Genomic DNA, 19915 nt, shown 5'->3' on the forward strand with positions numbered 1-19915 from the left:
GGCGCACAGCAGAACCTCAGTCACGCCAAAACGGAAAACCCCATAGCCCAGAGAATTCGGACCGCGGGTTCCTGCATGGGTGGCTTTCGTACGCCAAACAGCGCCCGAAACCCTTCACCATAGTGGTCGTTCAGCGCTTCCTGATCAGTCCCCCAAAGCTGCCATCGGTCACTAAACTAAACCTAGTCGCCTCACAGCTTCACGGCCCTGATTTTCTCATAGACCTCGGGGTCAAGAACCGCGGCCACAAGTTTCTCAACCCACTCAGGTGAATATGCATACGCCTTGTAAACCGGGTGATAGATGCAGTGCGTCTTGTCGGTGTTTTCTGGCTGAGGAGCGCCGTTCTTCGGCCGCACGTTGAAGTACCGCATCGCCTGCAGATGCGTGTGCGACGTGAAGTGCTTCTTGGTCTTTGTTGCGACCTGTTTCACGACCTTCCCGGGTTTTAGCGGATAGAGGTCATCCGAGATTACCTTCTTGGCTAGAACGTTATGTATCTCCTTTCCCTCCGCCGATACTGGATTGACGAACTGGATGTGGGCTTTGGACTTGGGGGCGGCACTGAGGGTGTACACGACCTGAAACTGGAACTCGATGTTGTTCAACTGCTCCGGCGTCATGCCATCAGTGATGAGAGCATCTATGGCGGTGATGTCAGCCGGGAGCTCGTACTGGTTGAGCGTGGTCACTTGTTCGAGGTTCATGCTTGCGAACTGCAGCGCAAACGAGAGCTCGCTGGCTAGGGTCAGCTCCTTTCCGAACAGCTCACATAGCGCCTTGTCAAAGTTCAGGCAGCACGCTTGGAAAATCCCGAGCCACTTCTGATCGGCCCTGCCCAGGAGGTGGTGCTCCACCTTGTCGCGTAGGACCTTCAGCGCTCGCAGGTTCTGCCGCACTCCATCAGGCAGTGGACAGTCTCCCCGCTCCACAAGCTCGCTCAACGGCTTAGAGAACCCGTCGCCATTTATGAGTTCCACCGTCGTATTGCGCGCGTACCACTCATGCATGAGGTAGGTCCACGCTACGTTGGCCAACATCGTGAACACCTCGGTTTTGAATCGGAGCGCAGCACTGTTGAACACTTGGACAGCGAGGATCATCGCCTCACGGGCACGTATGAGTCTCTCGTCATCGTATCGGTTGAGACCTGTCTGCTGATCGTACGACCTCTTCTTCAGGAGGAAAAACGCGACCTCTTCTTCGGACGCCGACTCCTGTTCGGCGTTCTTTTTGACTCCGGTTATGCGTCCACTGTTGATAGTCGCCTTTCGACCAACGTTGATGAGGGCTTGAATGTCCTGATTGCGCCACTTCTTCGCGAGCAGGGCTTTAGCAACGCGCTTTTCCTCAGGTGTCAGTGACACGCCGTTCTTTGCCAAACTCGCCCCCGTACAATCGGCAGATCATTGCATCAATATTGCTAAAAGCGGACCGTCTGGAAACCACCACCCCAAAGCAGCCGCCCAGATATCTACGCAGGGGTAGACGTCAGCCAAGGAGCGCATGCTATCTCCACGGTCGCCACCGCTTCGTCGATCTTGGTCTTGATAGGATCATCTTCCAGCGCCCAGCCAATGATAGCCTCTAGGCGTTTGGTCGAGGAAGTCACGTCTCTCGTTGGCAGGTTGATCAGCATGCCGGTTGCGCTTGATACTTGATTATATGCACTTGTTAGTGTCTCGAAGGCTTCTCCCGTATGCCTACCAAACAGCGCCATAAATCGAAATTTCTTTGAGGTAATAGACGCCAGGAACTCCCTCTCCCGGCTTAGTCGCTCAAATGGTGTGTAAAGTGCATCTCGATAGCGTTCCAGATCAGAGTCACTATCGATTCGCCCGGGACGGCTTTGACCCTCCCCGGCCATAGCAAATGGCCGCCTGGAATCGTTGAAAACGTCTCTCGCGCGGTAAAAATCAGCTAGAATTTCCTCAGCAAATTCTGTGCGCCTTTTCCAATCTGCTAGTGACCGGTCGAGTTCAAGTTTCTTTTCTGCCAGAGCAATGTCTGCATCGGACTTCTGCTGAGCAATCCTCGTATCCGCTGCCAATCGTTCGGAATGCAGGCCGCGTGTCGTTCGAGTGGAGACAAAAAGCGAGATAAGACCCAGAATGGACGAGACGATCGCGGCCACGACAGCAGGGCCTACAAGTAGTGCTATATCCAAAATGCTTCCAATGAGCTGAAATCTATTGAACACATAGCCTAGGCCTAAGGCATCGCATTGTCGATGTGGCTCAGATCGACGCTATGCTGGTAGACGCGGCAATCTAAATGTCCAGATGCAGGCTAATGGCGCTAAAACCTGACAGTCCCCATCCCACCCCAAGTCTGACTATCCAAGATTGCGGCTCTCTGCTCTTAACGCTGCAGAACGCGCAGCGCAGTTCACGTATGGAATTCCCACCTTTGATATCTGCCATCACGCATGTGAATTGGTGCTGTAGGCCGCAGTTTGTTATTTTACGGCATGTACACACCTCCAGCTTTCCGCGAAGACGATCCGGTCGTCCTTCGTCAGATCATACGCGAAGCACGCCTCGCGACCCTCGTGACCGCCACGGCCGAGGGGCTGATGGCCACGCCCTTGCCGCTGATCCTGGACGAGAACCAGGGAGAGCACGGTGTGCTGCTCGGGCACCTTGCCAAGGCCAATCCGCAATGGAAGACGCCAGCAATGGGCGAGGCGATGGTGATCTTCTCGGGCCCCGATGCCTATATCTCCCCAAGCTGGTACGCGACCAAACAGGACCATGGGAAGGTCGTCCCGACCTGGAATTACTCAGCCGTCCACGCGTATGGCGAGGTCGAATTCTTCGAGGATCGCGACCGATTGCACCAGGCGGTCAGCCGCCTCACCGACCTTTACGAGCAGGCTCGCGCGAAGCCGTGGGCGATCACTGACGCGCCCGACAACTACATCGAAAGCCAGCTCAAGGGCATTGTGGGCCTTCGCTTCTCGATTACCCGCATCGAGGGCAAAAACAAGATGAGCCAAAACCAGCCCGAGCAGAACCGCCGAGGGGTGGCGGCGGGGTTGGCCGCGAGCGAGCGTGAAACGGATCGGGCAGTGGCCAGCATGATTGCGACCGACCCGCAGGAATGAACATCGTCATTCCGGTTCTGCTCGCCAGAGGTGCGCGTGTGCGCCGTCATGCAACAGGTCGTGGACGCGCACCTGTTCAGCGCCATTAACCGGCGTGACGTTGCTGATTGGTGCGCTGCCCCCTTTCGAAGGGGCGCCGTCAACGTGTCTCTGGCTATAGGGTTTTGGCAGGTCTATTCTTGTCCGGTTGCCTGCTGCGGATGCGATAGCCGCTCAAGTGCGGCATATGTGGTCTTCACGCCAGTTTGCGCGCCGACACGGCCCCAAACCAGCACCCCTAGTGAGCGCTTTTTTGCCTGACCTGAGGAGGATGAGATGGCTGAGGCGATCCAGTTTCAAGACGGCGAGACTTATGAGTCCATGATGGGAGTATGGAGCGCTTTGGTGGGCGCCCCGTTTCTCGACTGGCTAGACGTGCCAGCAGGCGCAAAATGGGCCGATATTGGCTGCGGAAACGGTGCTTCGACGGAACTGATTGTCGAGAGGGCACAGCCGGCATTGGTTGAAGGCATTGATCCATCCGAAGCCCAGTTGGCCTATGCCCGCAAGCGCCATCAGGCAGGTGTTGCACGCTTCACCCTGGGTTCTGCGCTGGAGCTTCCTTATTCCGACGGTGCCTTTGACGCCGCGATCATGGCGCTGGTGATCTTCTTTGTTCCGGAGCCGGCGCGCGGGGCTGCTGAAATGCGGCGGGTCGTGCGCAGCGGGGGCGTCGTTGCTGCCTATGCGTGGGATCTTGAAGGCGGCGGCTTTCCTTATGAAGATGTGCACGTTGCACTGAGCGAGGCTGGGGTCGAAGCCCTGCTGCCACCACATCCGGAGGTGGCGCGGCTGGATGCGCTCAATCGCTTGTGGACAGATGCCGGTCTTGTTGATGTGGAAACGCGGGAAATCACAGCGAGCCGGGCATTTCCCTCGTTTGACGCATATTGGTCGACCGCCACAAACGCTCCTGGCATTGGGCAGGTGCTTCCCAAGCTGAGCGCTGAACAACTGGAGCATGTCCGCGACACCGTCCGGGCTCCTCGCGGTTCCGGGGAGTGGGTGGCGCGGGGGCGCGTCCATGCGGTGCGGGGGCGTGTGCCGAACTAGCCGGTTGAGGCCGCTCGCGGAGAGCGGGCCGTCGGACGGGGGCGGCGGCGCATGACTAGAACAGCGGTTCGAGCCGGCCCTTGCGCTTGACGATGTTCTTGTAGTCACTCAGGCGCAGCCTTCGTGGCCTCCTGAACTAAAATCGTTCCACCGGAGCGATTTTGCAGCGATGCGGCCGTTCAGTAGATCCGCATCTGCATGCGCATGACGATGTCGGCGCCCAGGCGCTGGAAGCCGTATTCGCGCATGGTGCAGCGCCATTCCTCGCCGGATTTCTGGATGCGGAAGAGATTGTAGCGGGCCGGGTCGTCCAGCGTGCCGCCCTGGGCGGCGCTGGCGGCGGCGACGCCGATCACCGGCACTTCGTGGTTCTTGCCGGGAATGTGGTGGATCGAGGAGCGGTGGGTGTGGCCATGCAGGACCAACTCGGCGCCGTGGTCGGTGATGACGCGGCGGAAGATGCGGTGGCCCTTGAGGCCGAAGCTGGGATGTTGCAGTTCGGCATTGGGCGGGTGATGGATCAGCACGACGCGGAAATAGCCGGCATCGCCCAGGAGCTTGAGAATGCGCGAGAGGCGGGCGGCCTGTTTTTCCTCGAAACGGCCAATGGCGAAAAAGGGCGCAGTGGGCACGGCGCTGGAACAGGAAATGATGGCCACTTCGCCCACGCGGCGGACGAAGGGGAAGGCCTGGCCTTCCACGGTTTCACCCTTGAGATAGTCGCCCCATTCGCTCTGGGCATATTCCAGCGCGCCGGGGACATAGGCGTCGTGATTGCCGGGGCAGACCACGGTTTTGTCGGCGCCGCCCAATTCGCGCAGCCAGCGGCCGGCGAGTTCGACTTCGCTGTCGAGCGCCAGATTGGTGAGGTCGCCGGTGACGGCGGTGAAATCGGCCTGTTGGTCCTGCATATGGGCGACCAGGCGCGCCAGCGTCTCGGTGTTCATCTCGCCATGACGCTTGAGCTTCCAGTTGAGAAAGCCGGTCAGGCGTTTGCCCAGAAGATCGCGAAAACCCACCTCGGGCATGGGGGACAGGTGGATGTCGGAAATGTGGGCCAGGGTGATCATCGCGGTGGGTTGTGCCAGAACCGATGGGGCAAGAAAACGTTCAATCGACACAACGCACGATTTTGTCGCGGGCCAAGCTCTGATAGCCAAGGGGCAGAGATGGAGCCAAGACCATGATGAATCGCTTCCAGCGCGTGCGCGCGACCGCCTTCTTGACCCTCAAAGGGCTCTGGCACCGGATGACCGTGGGGGCAAGGGTGATGGTGGTGGATGGCGACAAGGTGCTGCTGATCCGCCATACCTATGTGCCCGGCTGGCAGTTTCCCGGCGGGGGCGTGGGGCCTGGCGAGACCTTCGAGGAAGCCGGGGCGCGCGAAACGCTGGAGGAAACCGGCTATCGGGTGACCGGGCCCATGGAACTGTTCGGACTCTATCACAATACCAGTCCCGTGACGAACCGGGACCATGTGGCGTTCTATGTGGCCAAGAGCTTCAATTTCGAGTTCGAACGCAAGCCGGATTACGAAATCGCGGAAGTGGGCTGGTTTGACCGGCACAATCTGCCCGAGAAGGTGACCCCGGCGACCAGCCAACGGATTGATGAATATTTCGATGGCGTGGAGAAGCGGTCGATCTGGGGGTACTGAGCTTCTTTTTGAATGACCCCCACCTGACCGCCCCCTGAAGCAGGGGGAGGGATGCATTGGGTCTGACGCGATGCTGGTGGCTAACCCTGGGGCCACTCAATCCAGAAACGGCAGTTCGGGGCCGATGGGCACGATACGGTGTGGATTGATGGTGGTATGGCTCCAGTGATAGTGCGTGCGGATATGGTTGAGATCGACCGTTTCCTTGACTCCAGGAACCTCGTAGAGAGCCTTGAGATAGTGGCTGAGGTTAGGGTAGTCGGCGATGCGCTTGCGATTGCACTTGAAGTGGCCGACATAGACCGCGTCAAACCGCACCAGGGTGGTGAACAACCGCCAATCGGCCTCTGTGATGGTGTCGCCTGTCAGATAGGCGGTTTCGCCCAACAGGCCCTCAACCCAGTCAAGCGCGTCAAAGAGCTTGGTGACCGCCTCGTCATAGGCGTCCTGGGTGGTGGCGAAGCCTGACTTGTAAACGCCATTGTTGATGTCGTCATAGACGCGGGCATTGATCTCATCGATGCGGGGGCGCAAGGCCTCGGGATAGTAGTCGTCGGTGTTGCCGGTCAATTCGTTGAACGCCGAATTGAACATGCGGATGATTTCCGAACTTTCGTTGGACACGATGGTGCCGGTCTTCTTGTCCCAGAGGAGCGGAACAGTGACGCGGCCTGTATAGTCGGGAACAGCCTGGGTATAGACTTGCCAGAGGTTGTCCCTGCCGAACAACGCGTCGCCGGTCGAACCTTCGGACTTGTCGAAATTCCAGCCGGTCTCGTCGGGCATCTTGTGGGCGACGACAGAGACCGAAATCAGGCTCTCCAGCTCCTTGAGCTTGCGGAAGATCAGGGTGCGGTGCGCCCAGGGACAGGCCAGGGAAACATAGAGATGGTAGCGATCCGCCTCGGCCGCGAAACCGCCTTCACCCGAGGGGCCGGGGCTGCCGTCGGGTGTGATCCAGTTGCGGAAGCCGGCCTGCGAGCGAACGAATTTGCCGCCGGATTTGCTCGTGTCATACCATTGGGTCGACCATTTTCCGTCGATCAACTGTCCCATTGAAACTGCCTTTCGGTCATTTTGCTGTCGGCATTTGCGGATTGAATGACCCTGCCGGTTGGATCGGTTATCGCCCCTTAGCTATGAAGTGAAGCGGCGGACAAAAAGGGTCCTGGCGGCAACACACTGTTGCGCAATCGCGAAACGGTTGCGCCGGACGCCAAGGAATTCGGAAGCATGGCCCCAATATTCCCATTTACGACCAACCGCGTGGGTGCTAATCGGGTTCCAGACGTGGAGGCGTCCAGGATGGTGAAAGTCTTGCAGATGAACCGACGACCCTAGCTGGTCGTTTAGAGCGGAGGGCCGGTGGCCGATCCGCACGTTTTTCTGCACATCTTTTCCTGGATCAGACCCATGACCACGCTCGTTGCGGCCGAGGCCGCCTCTTCCCCTGCCGCCGGCCAACTGACCGTTCGGGCCGCTACCGCCGCCGATGATGTGTTTGTCGATGAACTGCAGGCCATTGCCTTCGGTCCGGGCCGGTTTGCGCGCACGGCTTTTCGAGTGCGGGAGATGTTCCCCATCGACCCGAGCCTGAGCCTGATTGCGGAAGTGGATGGCACTGCCTGTGGGTCGGTCTGGATGACACCGATCAGCGTGGACGGGCACAAGGGCTATCTGCTGGGACCGCTGGCGACCCACCCCAATTTCCGCAAGCGGGGCGCGGGCAAGCTGCTGGCGCGCGAGGTGGCCAAGCTGGCTCTGGCCCGAGGCGAGGGTGAGTTCGTGCTGCTGGTGGGCGACCAGGATTATTATTGCCCGCTGGGCTGGGAGATCACCACGCCGGGCAATATCCAGTTTCCCGGCCCGGTCGACCCGACCCGCGTCTTGCTGCTGGCCGAGGACAAGGGCCTGGCCAAGTCGCTCAAGGGCGAAATTGCTGCGTTTGACCTCGAGGCTTGAGGCCAAAAAGGGGTGCAGGATGGGAACGGGATGACTACATTCCTCTCATTACTATGAAATCATCCTGGGTGCGCCTTGGCTTCAGGTTCCGAAATTGTCCGGCTGCTGTCGCCCAGGTTGCTGGCTGAGCCGCCAGACCTGCCGCCGGCGCAGGGACTGGTGCCCGACTGGCAACCTCTCAAGCCGTTTGAACGGGCGCCCGTGCCCGCAGCAGTGCTGATCGCGCTGGTGCGTCGGCCGGAGGGGCATACCGTGCTCTATACCGAACGATCCCCCGATCTGCGCGCGCATTCGGGTCAGGTGGCCTTTCCCGGCGGCAAGATTGACGGGTTGGATAATGGACCAGGGGCGGCGGCCCTGCGCGAGGCCAATGAAGAGGTGGGCATGATGGCCCGGGATGCAAACATTCTGGGCTATATGGAGACCTATTATACCGGCACCAATTATCTGATCACTCCGGTGGTGGCCGAAGTCGATCCGACCGGGCCTTTCGTGCCCAATCCGGGCGAGGTGCATTCGGTGTTCGAGGTGCCGCTGGAGCGTATTCTGGACGCCCGGAGCTATGGTCGGTTCCGCATCAGCCGCGGCGGGAAAGAACATTCGACCTGGCAGATTGACCATGATGGGCATGTCATCTGGGGCATTACTGCCAATCTGACCCGGCAGTTCCGCGATCTGGTGGTGGGCGAGGTGGCCGCGTGATACCGGATCGGCTGGAAGGCGCGGAATGGCTGGATCAGCCAGAGGTGCAGGCGATTTTCGCCGCGCTTGATGGCGCGGCGGGAAAGACACGGGCCGTGGGAGGGGTGGTGCGCGACAGCCTGATCGGACGGATGCGCGAACACACCGATATCGACATGGCGACCGAGCTGCTGCCGGTGGTGGTGATGCAGCGGGCCAAGGCGGCAGGAATCAGCGCCTATCCGACCGGTATCGAGCATGGCACGGTGACGCTGCGGCTCGATGCAACGATCGTGGAAGTGACGACACTGCGCCAGGATGTGGTGACTGATGGCCGGCGCGCCGAGGTGGCCTTCGGCACCGACTGGGTGGCCGATGCGGCGCGGCGCGACTTCACGATCAACGCGCTCTATTGCTTTGCCGATGGCCGTCTGTTCGATCCGCTCGGGGGCGCGGGGGACCTGATCAACGGCCGGGTGCGCTTCATCGGGGATGCGGCGCAGCGGATCGCCGAGGACGGATTGCGGGTCTATCGGTTCTTCCGATTCTCGGCCAGTCATGGGGGCGAGCGCTTCGACCCTGAGGGGTTGTCGGCGTGCCAGGCTGCGGCCGATGAGCTGGACCATATCTCGCGCGAGCGGGTGGGGGCGGAAATGCTGCGTATGCTGGCCCTGCCGCGTGTTGCAACGACGCTGGCCCTGATGGACCGGCTGGGTTTGGTGCGTCTGGCACCAGGCGCTGTGCCAGCGCTAAAACGCTATGAGGCGCTGGGCGGGCAAAGCGCGGCGGCGCGGCTGGCCATGCTGGGGCGCGATGATCTGGCCCGGCGGCAGGCCGACTGGCGGCTGAGCAAGGCGTTGGTCGGGCATGCCGAACGTGTTGCGGAGTCATCTGCACTGTTGCGGCGCGGCGATGTTGGCTGGGCAGCCTATCGGTTCGGCGAAGATGCCGTGGAGGGGCTGGCGGTTGCGGCTGCCGAGGAGGGCTGGCTGCGCGAGCAATTGGCAGAACTGGCCCGCGAAATGGGGCGGTTGCCGGTGGCTCCATTACCGGTTGGCGGCGCAGACCTGGAAGCGCGGGGCATGAAACCGGGACCCGATATGGGCGCAGCGCTGGCCATCATGGAGCGCGCCTGGGTGGAAAGTGAGTTTTCGGCCAGCAAGGACGCGCTCCTGGAGCGGATTTTTCACTAGCTCATGGCGAGCCAATGAAAAAGCCCCGGAAAACCGGGGCTTGCATAATCAATGCTTGGTCTGGCGGCCCATGTCGTCGACATCAACAATGCGTTCCTTGATACGCTCGACCATTTCGGGGCGCACTTCGGCTTCGCCGTTGAGATTTCGCATGTTTTCGACCGCTCGACGCACAACTTCGGCCTCGGTTTCGGCTTCGGCGCGCCAGGTGGATCCTGGAATGAGGGTGCCGGAATCAAAGCGTTTCATCGCTGAACCTCCTTGTGTCACTCCCTTTGGCGGGTCTTACGGAACGCGGCTAGGTCAAAAAGGTTCCCGCCATAGGTCAGGGCCACTTCACCGCGGGCGGCATGGAGGACAGGATCGAATTGACGTTGCCTCCGGTCTTGAGACCAAAGGTGGTGCCGCGGTCATAGAGCAGGTTGAACTCGACATAGCGGCCGCGGCGGACGAGTTGCTCGTCGCGCTCGACCTCGGTCCAGGGCTTTTCGAAATTGCGGCGGACCAGCCTGGGGTAGATGTCGAGGAAAGCCCGTCCCACAGCTTGGGTGAAGTCGAAATCGGCGCCCCAGTCGCCGGAATTGAGTTGATCGTAAAAAATGCCGCCCACCCCACGATGTTCGTTGCGGTGAGGCAGGAAGAAGTATTCGTCGCACCATTCCTTGAAGCGTTCATAATCGACCCCGGGGCGGCCTTCGCAGGCGGCCCGCATGGCAGTGTGGAAGTCGATTGTGTCGGGGTCGGTCTGGGTGCGACGATTGTCGAGCACTGGGGTGAGGTCAGCGCCGCCGCCCCACCATTGCCGGCCGGTGACGATCATGCGGGTGTTCATATGCACTGCCGGAACGTTGGGGTTCCAGGGGTGGATGATGAGCGAAATGCCCGAACTCCAGAACGCGGTACCCGCCTCGGTGCCGGGCATCTGCTTGGCAAAATCCTCAGTGAAATGACCGTGCACGGTGGAGATGTGCACGCCGGCCTTTTCAAAGACCCGGCCATGCAGCATCGACATCTCGCCGCCGCCACCGGCCGCGCGATCCCAGGGGGTACGTTCGAAGCGGCCTGGGGCCATTTCGGCATGCGGGCCGGTGACTTCAGCCTCGATGGCTTCAAGTTCGGCGCAGATTTGGTCGCGCAGCGTCCGGAACCAGGTGCTGGCAGCGGTCTTCTTGGATTCGATATCGGCGGGCAGGGTGGGGGCTGGCGCAGTCATGGCGGGGGAATGGACCTTCAGCTTAGTTCTGTAAAGGGCGTCATGCCGGGCAGGGTGCCGGTCTGACGCAATGCTTCGCCCAATATCATGGCACCGGCGATGGCCACATTGATCGAGCGCAAGTCGGGCTGCATGGGGATGCGCAATCGAAGGTCCGCGGTTTCGGCGACGTTTTCGGGAACGCCAGCGCTTTCGCGGCCGAGCAGGAGTATATCGCTGGGCAGATAGGTGGCCTGATAGGCAGACTGACTGGCCTTGGTGGTGAGGAGGACCAAGCGGCGGCCCTGTTCATGTCGCCAGTCCTGGAAGGCGGCGAAGCTGTCATGTTCGGCAAGTGCCGCCTTGTCCAGATAGTCCATGCCGGCGCGGGTCAGGTTGCGATCGGTGAGGGCGAAACCGGCGGGATGGATGATGTGGACCTTTACCCCCATACAGGCGCCAAGCCGGAGCAGGGTGCCGGTATTGGCGGCGATGTCGGGCTGGTAAAGGGCCAGGTCGATGGACATGTCAGGCGGCCTCGCGCGTGATGGAGCGCCCGGAAATCCGGGCTGGCTCGGGTATAGTGTCGCAGTTGTGCGCTGTCACGGCACCTGCACTGGACAAGCGACCATGACAGTGCAAAAAGGACGGACCTGACGGGCCGCTTGAGGGCGCACGGCGGTCGATTCTGCGTATGCAATCGACCAGTCCGGGGCCGGCCCCGTCAAATGTGCATGTTACGGGGATACGGACCTTGGCCACGCAAGCAGAACATTCATCCACCAACCGGCGGGACTTTCTTTATGTCGCCACCGGCGCCGTCGGCGCGGTCGGCGCTGCCGCCGTGGTCTGGCCGCTGATCAACCAGCTCAACCCCGACGCTTCGACCCTGGCACTGGCCAGCATCGAGTTCGATGTTGCAGCCATTCCCGAAGGGCAGTCGGTGACCATTACCTGGCGCGGCCTTCCAGTGTTCGTGCGGCACCGGACCGCTGCCGAAATCGAGGAAGCCCGTGCGGTTCCGCTGGCCGATCTCAAGGATCCGCAGACCGATGAAGAGCGCGTCAAGGAAGGTCACGAGCAGTGGCTGGTGATGATCGCGAACTGCACCCATCTGGGTTGCATCCCGGTTGGCGAAGCCGGCGAGTTCGACGGCTGGTTCTGCCCCTGCCACGGCTCGCACTATGACTCGGCCGGCCGCATCCGCCGTGGCCCCGCGCCCGCAAACCTGGTCGTTCCGCCCTATGAATTTGTCAGCGATACGCTGATCCAGATCGGTTAGTGGGGGCTTTTCCGATGTCCGAACATTCTACCTACACTCCCGGAAACTCCGTCGAGAAGTGGCTCGATGACCGCCTGCCGGTCGTCCGTTTCGCCAAAGAACACTTGATGGACTTCCCCACGCCCAAGAATCTCAACTACTGGTGGACCTTCGGGGCCATCCTGGTGATGTGCCTGGGTATCCAGATCGTGACTGGCATCATTCTGGCCATGCACTATACGCCCAATATCGCCATGGCGTTCGACTCGGTCGAGCATATCCGCCGTGACGTGAATGGCGGTCGCATCATCCAGGCCGTGCATGCGGTGGGTGCTTCGATGTTCTTCGTGGCGCTCTATATCCATATGTTCCGCGGTCTCTACTACGGCTCCTACAAGGCGCCGCGCGAGATCATCTGGATCCTGGGCGTGCTGATCTTCATCCTGACCGTCGCTACCGCGTTCATGGGCTACATCCTGCCCTGGGGCCAGATGTCGTTCTGGGGTGCCACGGTTATCTCGAACATCTTCTCGGCTATTCCGGTGGTCGGCGAGAATATCAAGCAGCTCGTGCTGGGTGGGTTTGCCGTGGGCAACCCGACGCTCAACCGCTTCTTCTCGCTACATTATCTGCTGCCGTTCGTGATTGCGGCCATTGTCGGCCTGCATATCTGGGCGCTGCACGTGCCGGGCAACAACAACCCGATCGGCGTGGAAGTGAAGGAAAGCCGCGATACCGTCGCGTTCCATCCCTACTACACCATGAAAGACCTGTTCGCGATGGTGGTCTTCATGATCCCGTTTGCCTGGTTCGTGTTCTTCGCGCCAGACATTCTGGGTCACCCCGACAACTACATCATGGCCAACAGCCAGGTGACGCCGGCTCATATCGTTCCCGAATGGTACCTGCTGCCATTCTACACGATCCTGCGCGCGATCGACTTCAACGTGCTGTTCATCGACTCCAAGCTCGGTGGCGTGATCGCCATGGGCGGTGCGCTGGTCATGCTGCTGGTCTTGCCATGGCTCGACACCTCCAAGGTCCGCTCGGGCTCGTTCCGCCCGATGTTCAAGTGGTTCTACTGGCTGTTCGCGATCAACTTCGTGGCCCTGACCTATCTGGGGGCGCAGCCGGCCGAGGGCATCTACACGGTGCTGGCCAAGGTCTGCACGGCCTACTACTTCATCTACTTCCTTGTGGTGCTGCCGGTACTTTCGCGCATCGAGACGCCGAAGCCGCTGCCGACCAGCATCTCCGAGAGCGTTCTCGGCAAGGCACACGCGTGATCGGGGCGATAGACATGTTCAAGACCAAGTTCATCATCGCCGCTGTCGCCGCCATGGTTGGTTTGTCCGCTGTCTCGGCCCAGGCCGCCGAAGCCGGTGCAACTATCGAACGCCAGAACTGGAGCTTTGCCGGTATCTTCGGCACCTATGACGAAAACCAGTTGCAGCGTGGCTTCCAAGTGTATCGTGAAGTTTGTGCAAGCTGCCACGGCGCCAACCTGATTGCGTTCCGCAATCTCAGCGAGCCGGGCGGTCCGGGTTTCTCGGAGCAGCAGGTCAAGGCGCTTGCTGCCGAATATCAGGTTGAAGATGCGACTGCCGAGGGCGGACGCCGCCCGGCAGTGGCGGCAGACCGCTGGCCCTCGCCATTTGCGAACGATCAGGAAGCGCGTGACGCCAATGGCGGTTCGTTGCCCCCTGACTTTTCTGTCCTGGCCAAGGCCCGCGGCGTGACCGACCCGTTCCCGACCTGGGTGTTCAACTACTTTACCGGCTACCAGGAGGGCGGCGCGGACTATATCTATGCCCTGCTCAATGGCTACCACGACGAAGTGCCGGAGACCGCGCCAGAAGGGTTCGAACTGGCCGAGGGCAAGTACTATAACGACTACTTCCCCGGCCACGCGATCGGCATGGCTCCGCCGCTGGCCGACGGTTCGGTGACCTATGAGCCGGGCGAAGATGGCGTGACCGTTCCTGAAACTGTCGAACAGTACTCGGCAGACGTCTCGGCATTCATGATGTGGATGGCCGAACCGCACCTGGTCAGCCGCAAGCAGACCGGTTTCGTGGTGCTGCTGTTCCTGGTGCTATTCGCAGGCCTGATGTACGCAACCAAGCGCAAGCTCTGGGCTGGCATTGAACACTGATCACGGGCCGCTCGCGGCAAAATCGCCCCAGTGGGGCGATTTTGGGTAATCAGGCCCGAAGAGCTATGCTCGCAGGGCATGCACCGCCAGTTGAATTTGAGGGGCCCGGAAGGGCCCCTTTGCTTCTGTGCCTCGTCGCAATGAATTGCGCTTGCCGCGGCAGTCCGCCCCTTGCCTTTGCCCCGCTCAATCGCGATATTGCGGAAAGTCCGGGTTGTTATAGGAAACCGCGATGTCCGCCGTTCGCCTTGCCGTCACAGTGGTCAGCACCGCAATTGCCGTCAGCCGCCATCCGGCTGTCCGCGCTGGCGTGCAGGCCGTGGTCAACAACCCCAAAGCGCGTGAGACGGCGATCAGCACCACGCGCAACGTGGCCTATAACGCCGGTGTAATTGCCCGGCACGTGCTGGGCCGCAACAAGACCTGACTTTCCATTCCAACTGACAAGGCCATTGATGTCGCTCGACCTGAAGTCGCTCGTCCGCACGATTCCAGATTATCCCAAGAAGGGTATCCTGTTCCGCGATATCACCACGCTGATCGAGCACCCCGAAGGATTTCGTGAGAGCGTGGAGCGGATTGCCGCGACCTATCGGGGCAGGGACATTACTCATGTGGCCGGGATTGAAGCGCGGGGTTTCATCTTCGGAGCGGGCGTAGCGATTGCGCTGGGCGCTGGCTTCGTGCCGATCCGCAAGAAGGGCAAGCTGCCAGGCGAAACCATCGGGCAGAACTATGCCCTCGAATATGGGGTCGACACCATCGAGATCCACGCCGGTGTAGTGGGGCCGGAGCACAAGGTGTTGCTGGTGGACGACCTAATCGCCACAGGAGGCACCGCCATTGCTGCGGTCGGACTGCTGCGGCGCACCGGTACAGTATGCGATGACGCAGCATTCGTGATCGACCTGCCGGAAATCGGCGGTGCAGACAAGCTGCGCGCCGAAGGTGTCACAGTGTCATCCCTGATGGCGTTTCAGGGGCATTGAGGGTCATTCCGGCGCGTGCCCTGGAAAGCGGGCGCGCCTTTGCCTCTACTAGCCCTGACAGGCCGCGCAAGCGCTCAGGCGGCTTGTTCAACCTCGCCTGCCAATTGTTGCTGGCGCTTGTCGACCAGGCAGAACTGGTTGCCCTCCGGATCGCGCATGACTGTATAGGTGGGCAGAACGCGATCGACCGAAGCGCCGGCCGCTTTCAGGCGCTCGACCTCTGAGACCCTGTCCTCGACCCCTACGTCGAAATGGACCCTATTGTTGTCCGGACGCTGCCCATCCACATTCTGGAAGCAGATGGAGGGGCCGGGGCCGTCAATCATCAGGATCGCGGGCGCGTTAGGATCGAGGCCCAGAACCTGACTTGCGGCCGGATCCGTTTCGGTCTTACGCAGGGTATACCCTTCCAGCAAGCCGGCCCAGAAAGGGGCCAGGACGGCTGGTTCAACACAATCAAAGACGATTTCATGGATAGCGCCCATTTGGCCTGTCTCCTTGTCGTTCGACAACTCGTTAACGGGCAAATGCGGCAAGACTGGTGCAAAGCCGGCGCCTCGTGGGGTGGCCCTGCAGCAGATCATGAAGGCGGTTGCGCTATTGGGCGGGTTGAGGCGACGGGGAGCCACTCCCGGGTATTGTCCGGCTCAATTGCTGCTGGCCCAGCACGACAGTGGTTAGCGCAAGGAAGCCGGCGAAGACGGATACCCAGAAGCCGTTCTGGGCGCCAAAGGTGTCCACGACCCAGCCGGCGACAAAAGCCCCCAGCGCCATGCCGATGCCAATGCCTGTGATGACCCAGGTGATTCCCTCGGTGAGCAAGGCAGCCGGAACGCGCCGCTCGATCAGTCCGAATGCAGTGATGAAGGTAGGCGATATGGCGATGCCGCTGACAAAGACGGCGAAGGCCAGCGAGACAACGGTATCAGCAAAGAGCAGGGGGATGGTGGTGATGGCAACTATGCCCACGGCTATGGCCAATTGGCGCTGCATGGGCATGCGGATGGTCATGGCTCCCATGATGAGACCAACGACGAAGGAGCCGGCGGCATAGACGCCGATCACCAGGCTGGCCGCGCCTGGTTCGCCCAAGGCCTCGGTGATTGCCACGGCGCTGACTTCGGCGGTAGCGAAGATGGTGCCCACGAAGACGAGAGCCAGGGTGACGATCTGCACGGGGCGCTGGCGAATGGCCGAGCCAGTCGTATGGCCCCCCGTGTTTGATCGCGTTGGTTCAGTGCCGCGCTGGGCAATAAAAGCGAGACCACCAACGGTCAGAGCGGCGGTGCTGGCCAGCATGCCGGCTTCGGGAAAGAGTGCGACGCTGAGGCCAACCGAGAGGGAGGCGCCGGCAATATAGACCAGCTCGTCGGCAGCTGACTCGAAAGCGAAGGCGGTGTTGAGCTCTGGCCGGTCCCGGAACAATTCGCTCCAGCGGGCACGAATCATGGCTGGAAAACTGGGCATGAGTGCTGCTGCGAAGGCCGTGACATAGAGCGTCCATACTGGCCAGTTCTGATTGACGGCGAGCATGAGCAGAGAGAATGCGGCGACAGCAATGAGCGTGGTGGGCAGCAGGATACGGGTCTGGCCGGCGCGGTCGACCAGACGAGAGATTTGTGGGGCGAGCAGGGCGTTGGTCAGGGCGTAGGTCGCCGAAACGGCCCCGGCGAGCCAATATTCACCATGGGCCTGAGAAAGCATGGCGACGATGCCGATGGGCGCCATGGCCATGGGCATGCGGGCCAGAAAGCCGGCGGCAGCGAAACCCTTGGCTCCGGGGGCGCGAAAGATCTCCGCATAGGGGTTGGGCATGTCAAGTTCCTCGACATTTGATCAGCCGCGACCTAGTGCATATTTATACGCGGCGTATGTGAGTTGGTATATTTATACGTGGCGTATGTCAATTAGCATACGGGGCGTATGAGTTCGAGGTGTGAATGGCTGTCCGGACCAGAAGCGAGATGATCGCCGAGACCCGCGCAAAACTGCTGGCGGCAGGGCGCAAAGCGTTTGGTGAGATCGGCTATGCCGATGCATCAATGGATGATTTTACTGCCAAGGTCGGGCTGACGCGCGGCGCGCTCTACCACCATTTCGGTGACAAGCGCGGCCTGTTCGAGGCGGTGGTCGCCCAGATCGACGCAGAGATGGCCGTGCGACTCAAGGCTCGCGCGGCCAAAATGATGACGCCCTGGGAAAGCTTCATCGAAGAGGGCATCGGCTATATCGAGATGGCACTGGAGCCGGAAATCCGGCGCATCATCCTGCGGGACGGGCCCGCCGTGCTTGGTGATCCGGCAAGCTGGCCGACAACCAATGGCTGCATGACGGCGATGAAGGAGTGCCTGGCAGAGCTGGCCGCAGAGGGCGTGATCCGGGATGTGGACCTTGAGGCCACAGCGCGCATGCTGACCGGCGCGTCCTGCTATGCAGCGACCTGGATCGCCAATGCCGAGGACCCTCAGGCCATTTCGGCTCGCGCGACGGCTGCTTATCGCCGGCTGGTCGAGGGGCTACTGCGAGAGTTGCAGTGAGCCGATCCAGGTGAAAAGCCGGGATCGGCGGGTTTCGCTCAGGTACGCGGACCCCGCCTTGGCAGATCCCTCAAGCGCGGGGACAGGCGAGGGCTCCCTGGCCGAGGGAGTGCGCCTGACCTCTAGCTTGCGCTGTGGAGCGGGCGCGCCATGGCGTGGCACATTGTGGGTGTACCGGACCGGCAGGGGGCGCTGGAACTGGTATTTGGGCATGAAGCATCCTTTCCCGCCCGGGAGCGAATGCGCGGGCTGGCTGAAAGCAGAACGGTGCGCGGCAAGGCCACGCGATGAAGCGCTTTTAGATGGGACGCCGGGAATGCGAGAAAAATGGAGGCCGGTGTCAGGCCGTCAGGGCACCAGATCTGCCGAACTCATCGACCTTCGCCACCAGCACTGACCGGTCACACGCAGCGCGTGGAGCCGACGCCGGGCAAGGGTCCGAGACGAGTTCTCAGATCATTTCGGTGTGGAACCTCCGTAAGAGTGATGGAAGATGGGAAAACAAAAAGGCCGGCGTCAACCGCCGGCCTTTGTCTCATCGTGTGAACGAAAATAGTGCTCAGGGTTCCAACTGACCCGTCTTGGGCGCGTCTTCGGCGCTGATATCGGGCTCGTTGCGCGTCTTCCAGAGCGAGTAGAGAACGCCGCCGGCCAGGATCGAGATGGTGACGCCAAGCGAGAACATGGTGTCGATCTTGATACCCAGGGGCACGAGGAAAATCTTGATGCCGATAAGCACCAGGATGATCGCCAGCGAAATCTGCAGATAGCGGAAGCGGTTCATCGCGGCTGCGAGGGCAAAATAGAGCGCGCGCAGGCCAAGGATGGCGAAGATGTTGGAGGTGTAGACGATGAAGGTGTCCTGGGTCACCGCAAACACCGCCGGCACCGAGTCCACGGCAAAGATCAGGTCGACGATTTCGACCATGATGAGCGCCACGGCCAGCGGGGTCAGCCAGGTGACAAGCTTGCCAGTCTTGGGATCAGGCTCCTTGACGGTGAAGCGACGACCGCGCAACTCATTGGTGATGCGGAAGTGGCGCCGCAGGAATATGAGGATCTTGTTGTTCTCCATGTCCGGCTCTTCGTCGGAATGGGAGAACATGCGGATGCCGGTGAACACCAAGAACGCGCCGAAGAGGAACAAGATTGCTTCGAACTGATGAACCAAGGCGGCCCCGACACCGATCAATACCGCGCGGAACAGGATGACACCGAGAATACCCCAGAACAGCACGCGGTGCTGATAGAGACGGGGAATGCCGAGGAAGCCGAAGATGGTGGCGATGACGAACATGTTGTCCATCGCCAGTGACTGCTCGATGAGATAGCCGGTGTAGAATTCGAGACCGGATTGAGCGCCGCGGCTGAACCAGACCCAAGCGCCAAAGGCCAGGGCAATCAGGACATAAAAGCCGTAGAGCAGCAGGCTCTCCTTGGCTTCGATCTCATGTTCATCGCGGTGCAGGATGCCGAGGTCGAAAACAAGCAGGGCTATGACGATCGCGATGAACGCGACCCAGAAATAAGTTGGTGTACCGAGAAAATCGCCCGAAAGGGCGGCAAGAAGCGATTCCATCGCCGGACCTTCTCCATGTGAATAGGTGGAGCAGTTCCGACATCGCCATAGCAAGGGGCTATGACCAGAGGGGCCCGGCACTGCCCCTTCTAAATGCGGGAAAAGGCGAGAAAGTTCAACCCCCGCTTTTGGCGGAGAAACAGCCCGGATTAGCGCGGGTTACATAGCATGACGATTGAGTCTGCGGTTTCGAGCTGCAGGGCGGTGCCAAAATTGGCGTCATCGACCAGCCGGCCGGCCTGAATGGCCGCGTTGGCGCGCAGATTGCCGTCGTTGAAGCCGACGCCGTCCTGATAGGGGGTTAGCGTGCCAGTGCCGGAATTAGGGTCGTTGGCGACGCGCGAGGCCCAGCCATAGACCTGGCCATAAATGGTCAGGATGCCAGCGCGATTTGTGGTGGCGTCGCGGCAGCTCCAATTGCCCTGGTAGGCCTGGGCGAATGCCGGCGCGGCAGACAAGACGGTGAGGGCGAGGCAAAGGGCGAATCGGCGCATGGCCAGAGCATGCCGAT

General features: G+C 60.8%; 23 protein-coding genes. 12 read left to right on the forward strand and 11 right to left on the reverse strand.

Features of this window, described 5'->3' with window-relative positions; all coding sequences use genetic code 11:
• Positions 1-191 precede the first annotated feature (191 nt).
• Positions 192-1382 (reverse strand): DUF3644 domain-containing protein, encoded by a 1191-nt coding sequence (locus tag GO014_RS16360; RefSeq protein ID WP_157291409.1) that lies wholly within the window; start codon positions 1380-1382, stop codon positions 192-194.
• Between the two features lie 92 nt (positions 1383-1474).
• A complete protein-coding gene (locus GO014_RS16365; protein ID WP_157291411.1) occupies positions 1475-2134 on the reverse strand; it encodes a hypothetical protein in 660 nt (219 codons plus the stop codon).
• A gap of 336 nt (positions 2135-2470) precedes the next feature.
• Between GO014_RS16365 and GO014_RS16370 the strand changes: the two genes are divergently transcribed.
• Together GO014_RS16370 and GO014_RS16375 are read left to right on the forward strand one after the other, a co-directional pair.
• Positions 2471-3106 (forward strand): FMN-binding negative transcriptional regulator, encoded by a 636-nt coding sequence (locus GO014_RS16370; protein ID WP_157291412.1) that lies wholly within the window; start codon positions 2471-2473, stop codon positions 3104-3106.
• Positions 3107-3421: 315 nt separating this feature from the next.
• A complete protein-coding gene (locus GO014_RS16375; protein WP_157291417.1) occupies positions 3422-4198 on the forward strand; it encodes a class I SAM-dependent methyltransferase in 777 nt (258 codons plus the stop codon).
• Positions 4199-4377: 179 nt separating this feature from the next.
• Here the strand turns inward: GO014_RS16375 and GO014_RS16380 are convergent, their stop codons facing one another.
• Positions 4378-5319 carry a metallophosphoesterase gene (locus GO014_RS16380; protein WP_157291419.1) on the reverse strand — a complete coding sequence of 314 codons (942 nt, stop codon included), beginning with the start codon at positions 5317-5319 and terminating at the stop codon, positions 4378-4380.
• 62 nt (positions 5320-5381) lie between these two features.
• Here GO014_RS16380 and GO014_RS16385 point away from each other — a divergent pair, with 62 nt between their 5' ends.
• Positions 5382-5855 carry an NUDIX domain-containing protein gene (locus GO014_RS16385; protein ID WP_246204692.1) on the forward strand — a complete coding sequence of 158 codons (474 nt, stop codon included), beginning with the start codon at positions 5382-5384 and terminating at the stop codon, positions 5853-5855.
• 96 nt (positions 5856-5951) lie between these two features.
• Here GO014_RS16385 and GO014_RS16390 read toward each other — a convergent pair whose 3' ends face one another.
• Positions 5952-6911, reverse strand: coding sequence for a glutathione S-transferase family protein (locus GO014_RS16390; protein WP_157291420.1), 960 nt, complete (start codon positions 6909-6911; stop codon positions 5952-5954).
• A 357-nt stretch (positions 6912-7268) separates the two neighbouring features.
• On the opposite strand from GO014_RS16390, the gene GO014_RS16395 reads away from it, so the two are divergent.
• From GO014_RS16395 to GO014_RS16405, 3 genes are all read left to right on the forward strand, one after another.
• A complete protein-coding gene (locus tag GO014_RS16395; RefSeq protein WP_157291422.1) occupies positions 7269-7817 on the forward strand; it encodes a GNAT family N-acetyltransferase in 549 nt (182 codons plus the stop codon).
• A gap of 75 nt (positions 7818-7892) precedes the next feature.
• Positions 7893-8519, forward strand: a complete 627-nt coding sequence (locus tag GO014_RS16400; RefSeq protein WP_157291424.1) for a CoA pyrophosphatase — start codon at positions 7893-7895, stop codon at positions 8517-8519.
• The gene (locus GO014_RS16405) at positions 8516-9691 is read left to right on the forward strand and encodes a tRNA nucleotidyltransferase/poly(A) polymerase-related protein (RefSeq protein WP_157291426.1); all 1176 of its coding nucleotides are present in this window, start codon (positions 8516-8518) and stop codon (positions 9689-9691) included. The genes GO014_RS16400 and GO014_RS16405 overlap by 4 nt, the downstream gene beginning before the upstream one ends.
• Before the next feature lie 48 nt (positions 9692-9739).
• On the opposite strand, the gene GO014_RS16410 is transcribed toward GO014_RS16405, so the two are convergent.
• The 3 genes from GO014_RS16410 to GO014_RS16420 all read right to left on the reverse strand — a co-directional run bounded on the left by GO014_RS16410 (position 9740) and on the right by GO014_RS16420 (position 11410).
• Positions 9740-9940 (reverse strand): DUF1059 domain-containing protein, encoded by a 201-nt coding sequence (locus GO014_RS16410; protein WP_116588971.1) that lies wholly within the window; start codon positions 9938-9940, stop codon positions 9740-9742.
• Positions 9941-10016: 76 nt separating this feature from the next.
• Positions 10017-10904, reverse strand: a complete 888-nt coding sequence (hemF, locus tag GO014_RS16415; protein ID WP_157291428.1) for an oxygen-dependent coproporphyrinogen oxidase — start codon at positions 10902-10904, stop codon at positions 10017-10019.
• Positions 10905-10921: 17 nt separating this feature from the next.
• Positions 10922-11410: a tRNA (cytidine(34)-2'-O)-methyltransferase gene (locus GO014_RS16420; RefSeq protein ID WP_157291429.1), complete on the reverse strand. Its 489-nt coding sequence runs from the start codon at positions 11408-11410 to the stop codon at positions 10922-10924.
• A 227-nt stretch (positions 11411-11637) separates the two neighbouring features.
• Between GO014_RS16420 and petA the strand changes: the two genes are divergently transcribed.
• The 5 genes from petA (at position 11638) to GO014_RS16445 (ending at position 15288) form a co-directional block, all read left to right on the forward strand.
• Positions 11638-12165 carry a ubiquinol-cytochrome c reductase iron-sulfur subunit gene (petA, locus tag GO014_RS16425; protein WP_246204694.1) on the forward strand — a complete coding sequence of 176 codons (528 nt, stop codon included), beginning with the start codon at positions 11638-11640 and terminating at the stop codon, positions 12163-12165.
• Positions 12166-12179: 14 nt separating this feature from the next.
• Positions 12180-13430 carry a cytochrome b gene (locus GO014_RS16430; RefSeq protein ID WP_116588974.1) on the forward strand — a complete coding sequence of 417 codons (1251 nt, stop codon included), beginning with the start codon at positions 12180-12182 and terminating at the stop codon, positions 13428-13430.
• Positions 13431-13444: 14 nt separating this feature from the next.
• Positions 13445-14299, forward strand: coding sequence for a cytochrome c1 (locus tag GO014_RS16435; RefSeq protein ID WP_157291433.1), 855 nt, complete (start codon positions 13445-13447; stop codon positions 14297-14299).
• Positions 14300-14531: 232 nt separating this feature from the next.
• Positions 14532-14726 carry a hypothetical protein gene (locus GO014_RS16440; RefSeq protein WP_157291434.1) on the forward strand — a complete coding sequence of 65 codons (195 nt, stop codon included), beginning with the start codon at positions 14532-14534 and terminating at the stop codon, positions 14724-14726.
• Positions 14727-14754: 28 nt separating this feature from the next.
• Positions 14755-15288, forward strand: a complete 534-nt coding sequence (locus GO014_RS16445; protein WP_157291436.1) for an adenine phosphoribosyltransferase — start codon at positions 14755-14757, stop codon at positions 15286-15288.
• Between the two features lie 74 nt (positions 15289-15362).
• Here the strand turns inward: GO014_RS16445 and GO014_RS16450 are convergent, their stop codons facing one another.
• On the reverse strand, positions 15363-15773 hold the full coding sequence (locus GO014_RS16450; protein ID WP_116588978.1) for a VOC family protein: 411 nt from the start codon (positions 15771-15773) through the stop codon (positions 15363-15365).
• 112 nt (positions 15774-15885) lie between these two features.
• The gene (locus GO014_RS16455) at positions 15886-17103 is read right to left on the reverse strand and encodes an MFS transporter (RefSeq protein ID WP_157291438.1); all 1218 of its coding nucleotides are present in this window, start codon (positions 17101-17103) and stop codon (positions 15886-15888) included.
• 125 nt (positions 17104-17228) lie between these two features.
• Between GO014_RS16455 and GO014_RS16460 the strand changes: the two genes are divergently transcribed.
• The gene (locus GO014_RS16460; protein ID WP_157291440.1) at positions 17229-17825 is read left to right on the forward strand and encodes a TetR/AcrR family transcriptional regulator; all 597 of its coding nucleotides are present in this window, start codon (positions 17229-17231) and stop codon (positions 17823-17825) included.
• Between the two features lie 559 nt (positions 17826-18384).
• Here GO014_RS16460 and GO014_RS16465 read toward each other — a convergent pair.
• Complete coding sequence (locus GO014_RS16465) at positions 18385-19404, reverse strand: TerC family protein (RefSeq protein ID WP_157291445.1); 1020 nt, start codon at positions 19402-19404, stop codon at positions 18385-18387.
• A gap of 149 nt (positions 19405-19553) precedes the next feature.
• Positions 19554-19898, reverse strand: coding sequence for a hypothetical protein (locus tag GO014_RS16470; RefSeq protein WP_116588982.1), 345 nt, complete (start codon positions 19896-19898; stop codon positions 19554-19556).
• Between the last annotated feature and the right edge of the window lie 17 nt (positions 19899-19915).

This window comes from Devosia marina, from assembly GCF_009758415.1.
Classification (GTDB): Bacteria; Pseudomonadota; Alphaproteobacteria; order Rhizobiales; family Devosiaceae; genus Devosia; species Devosia marina.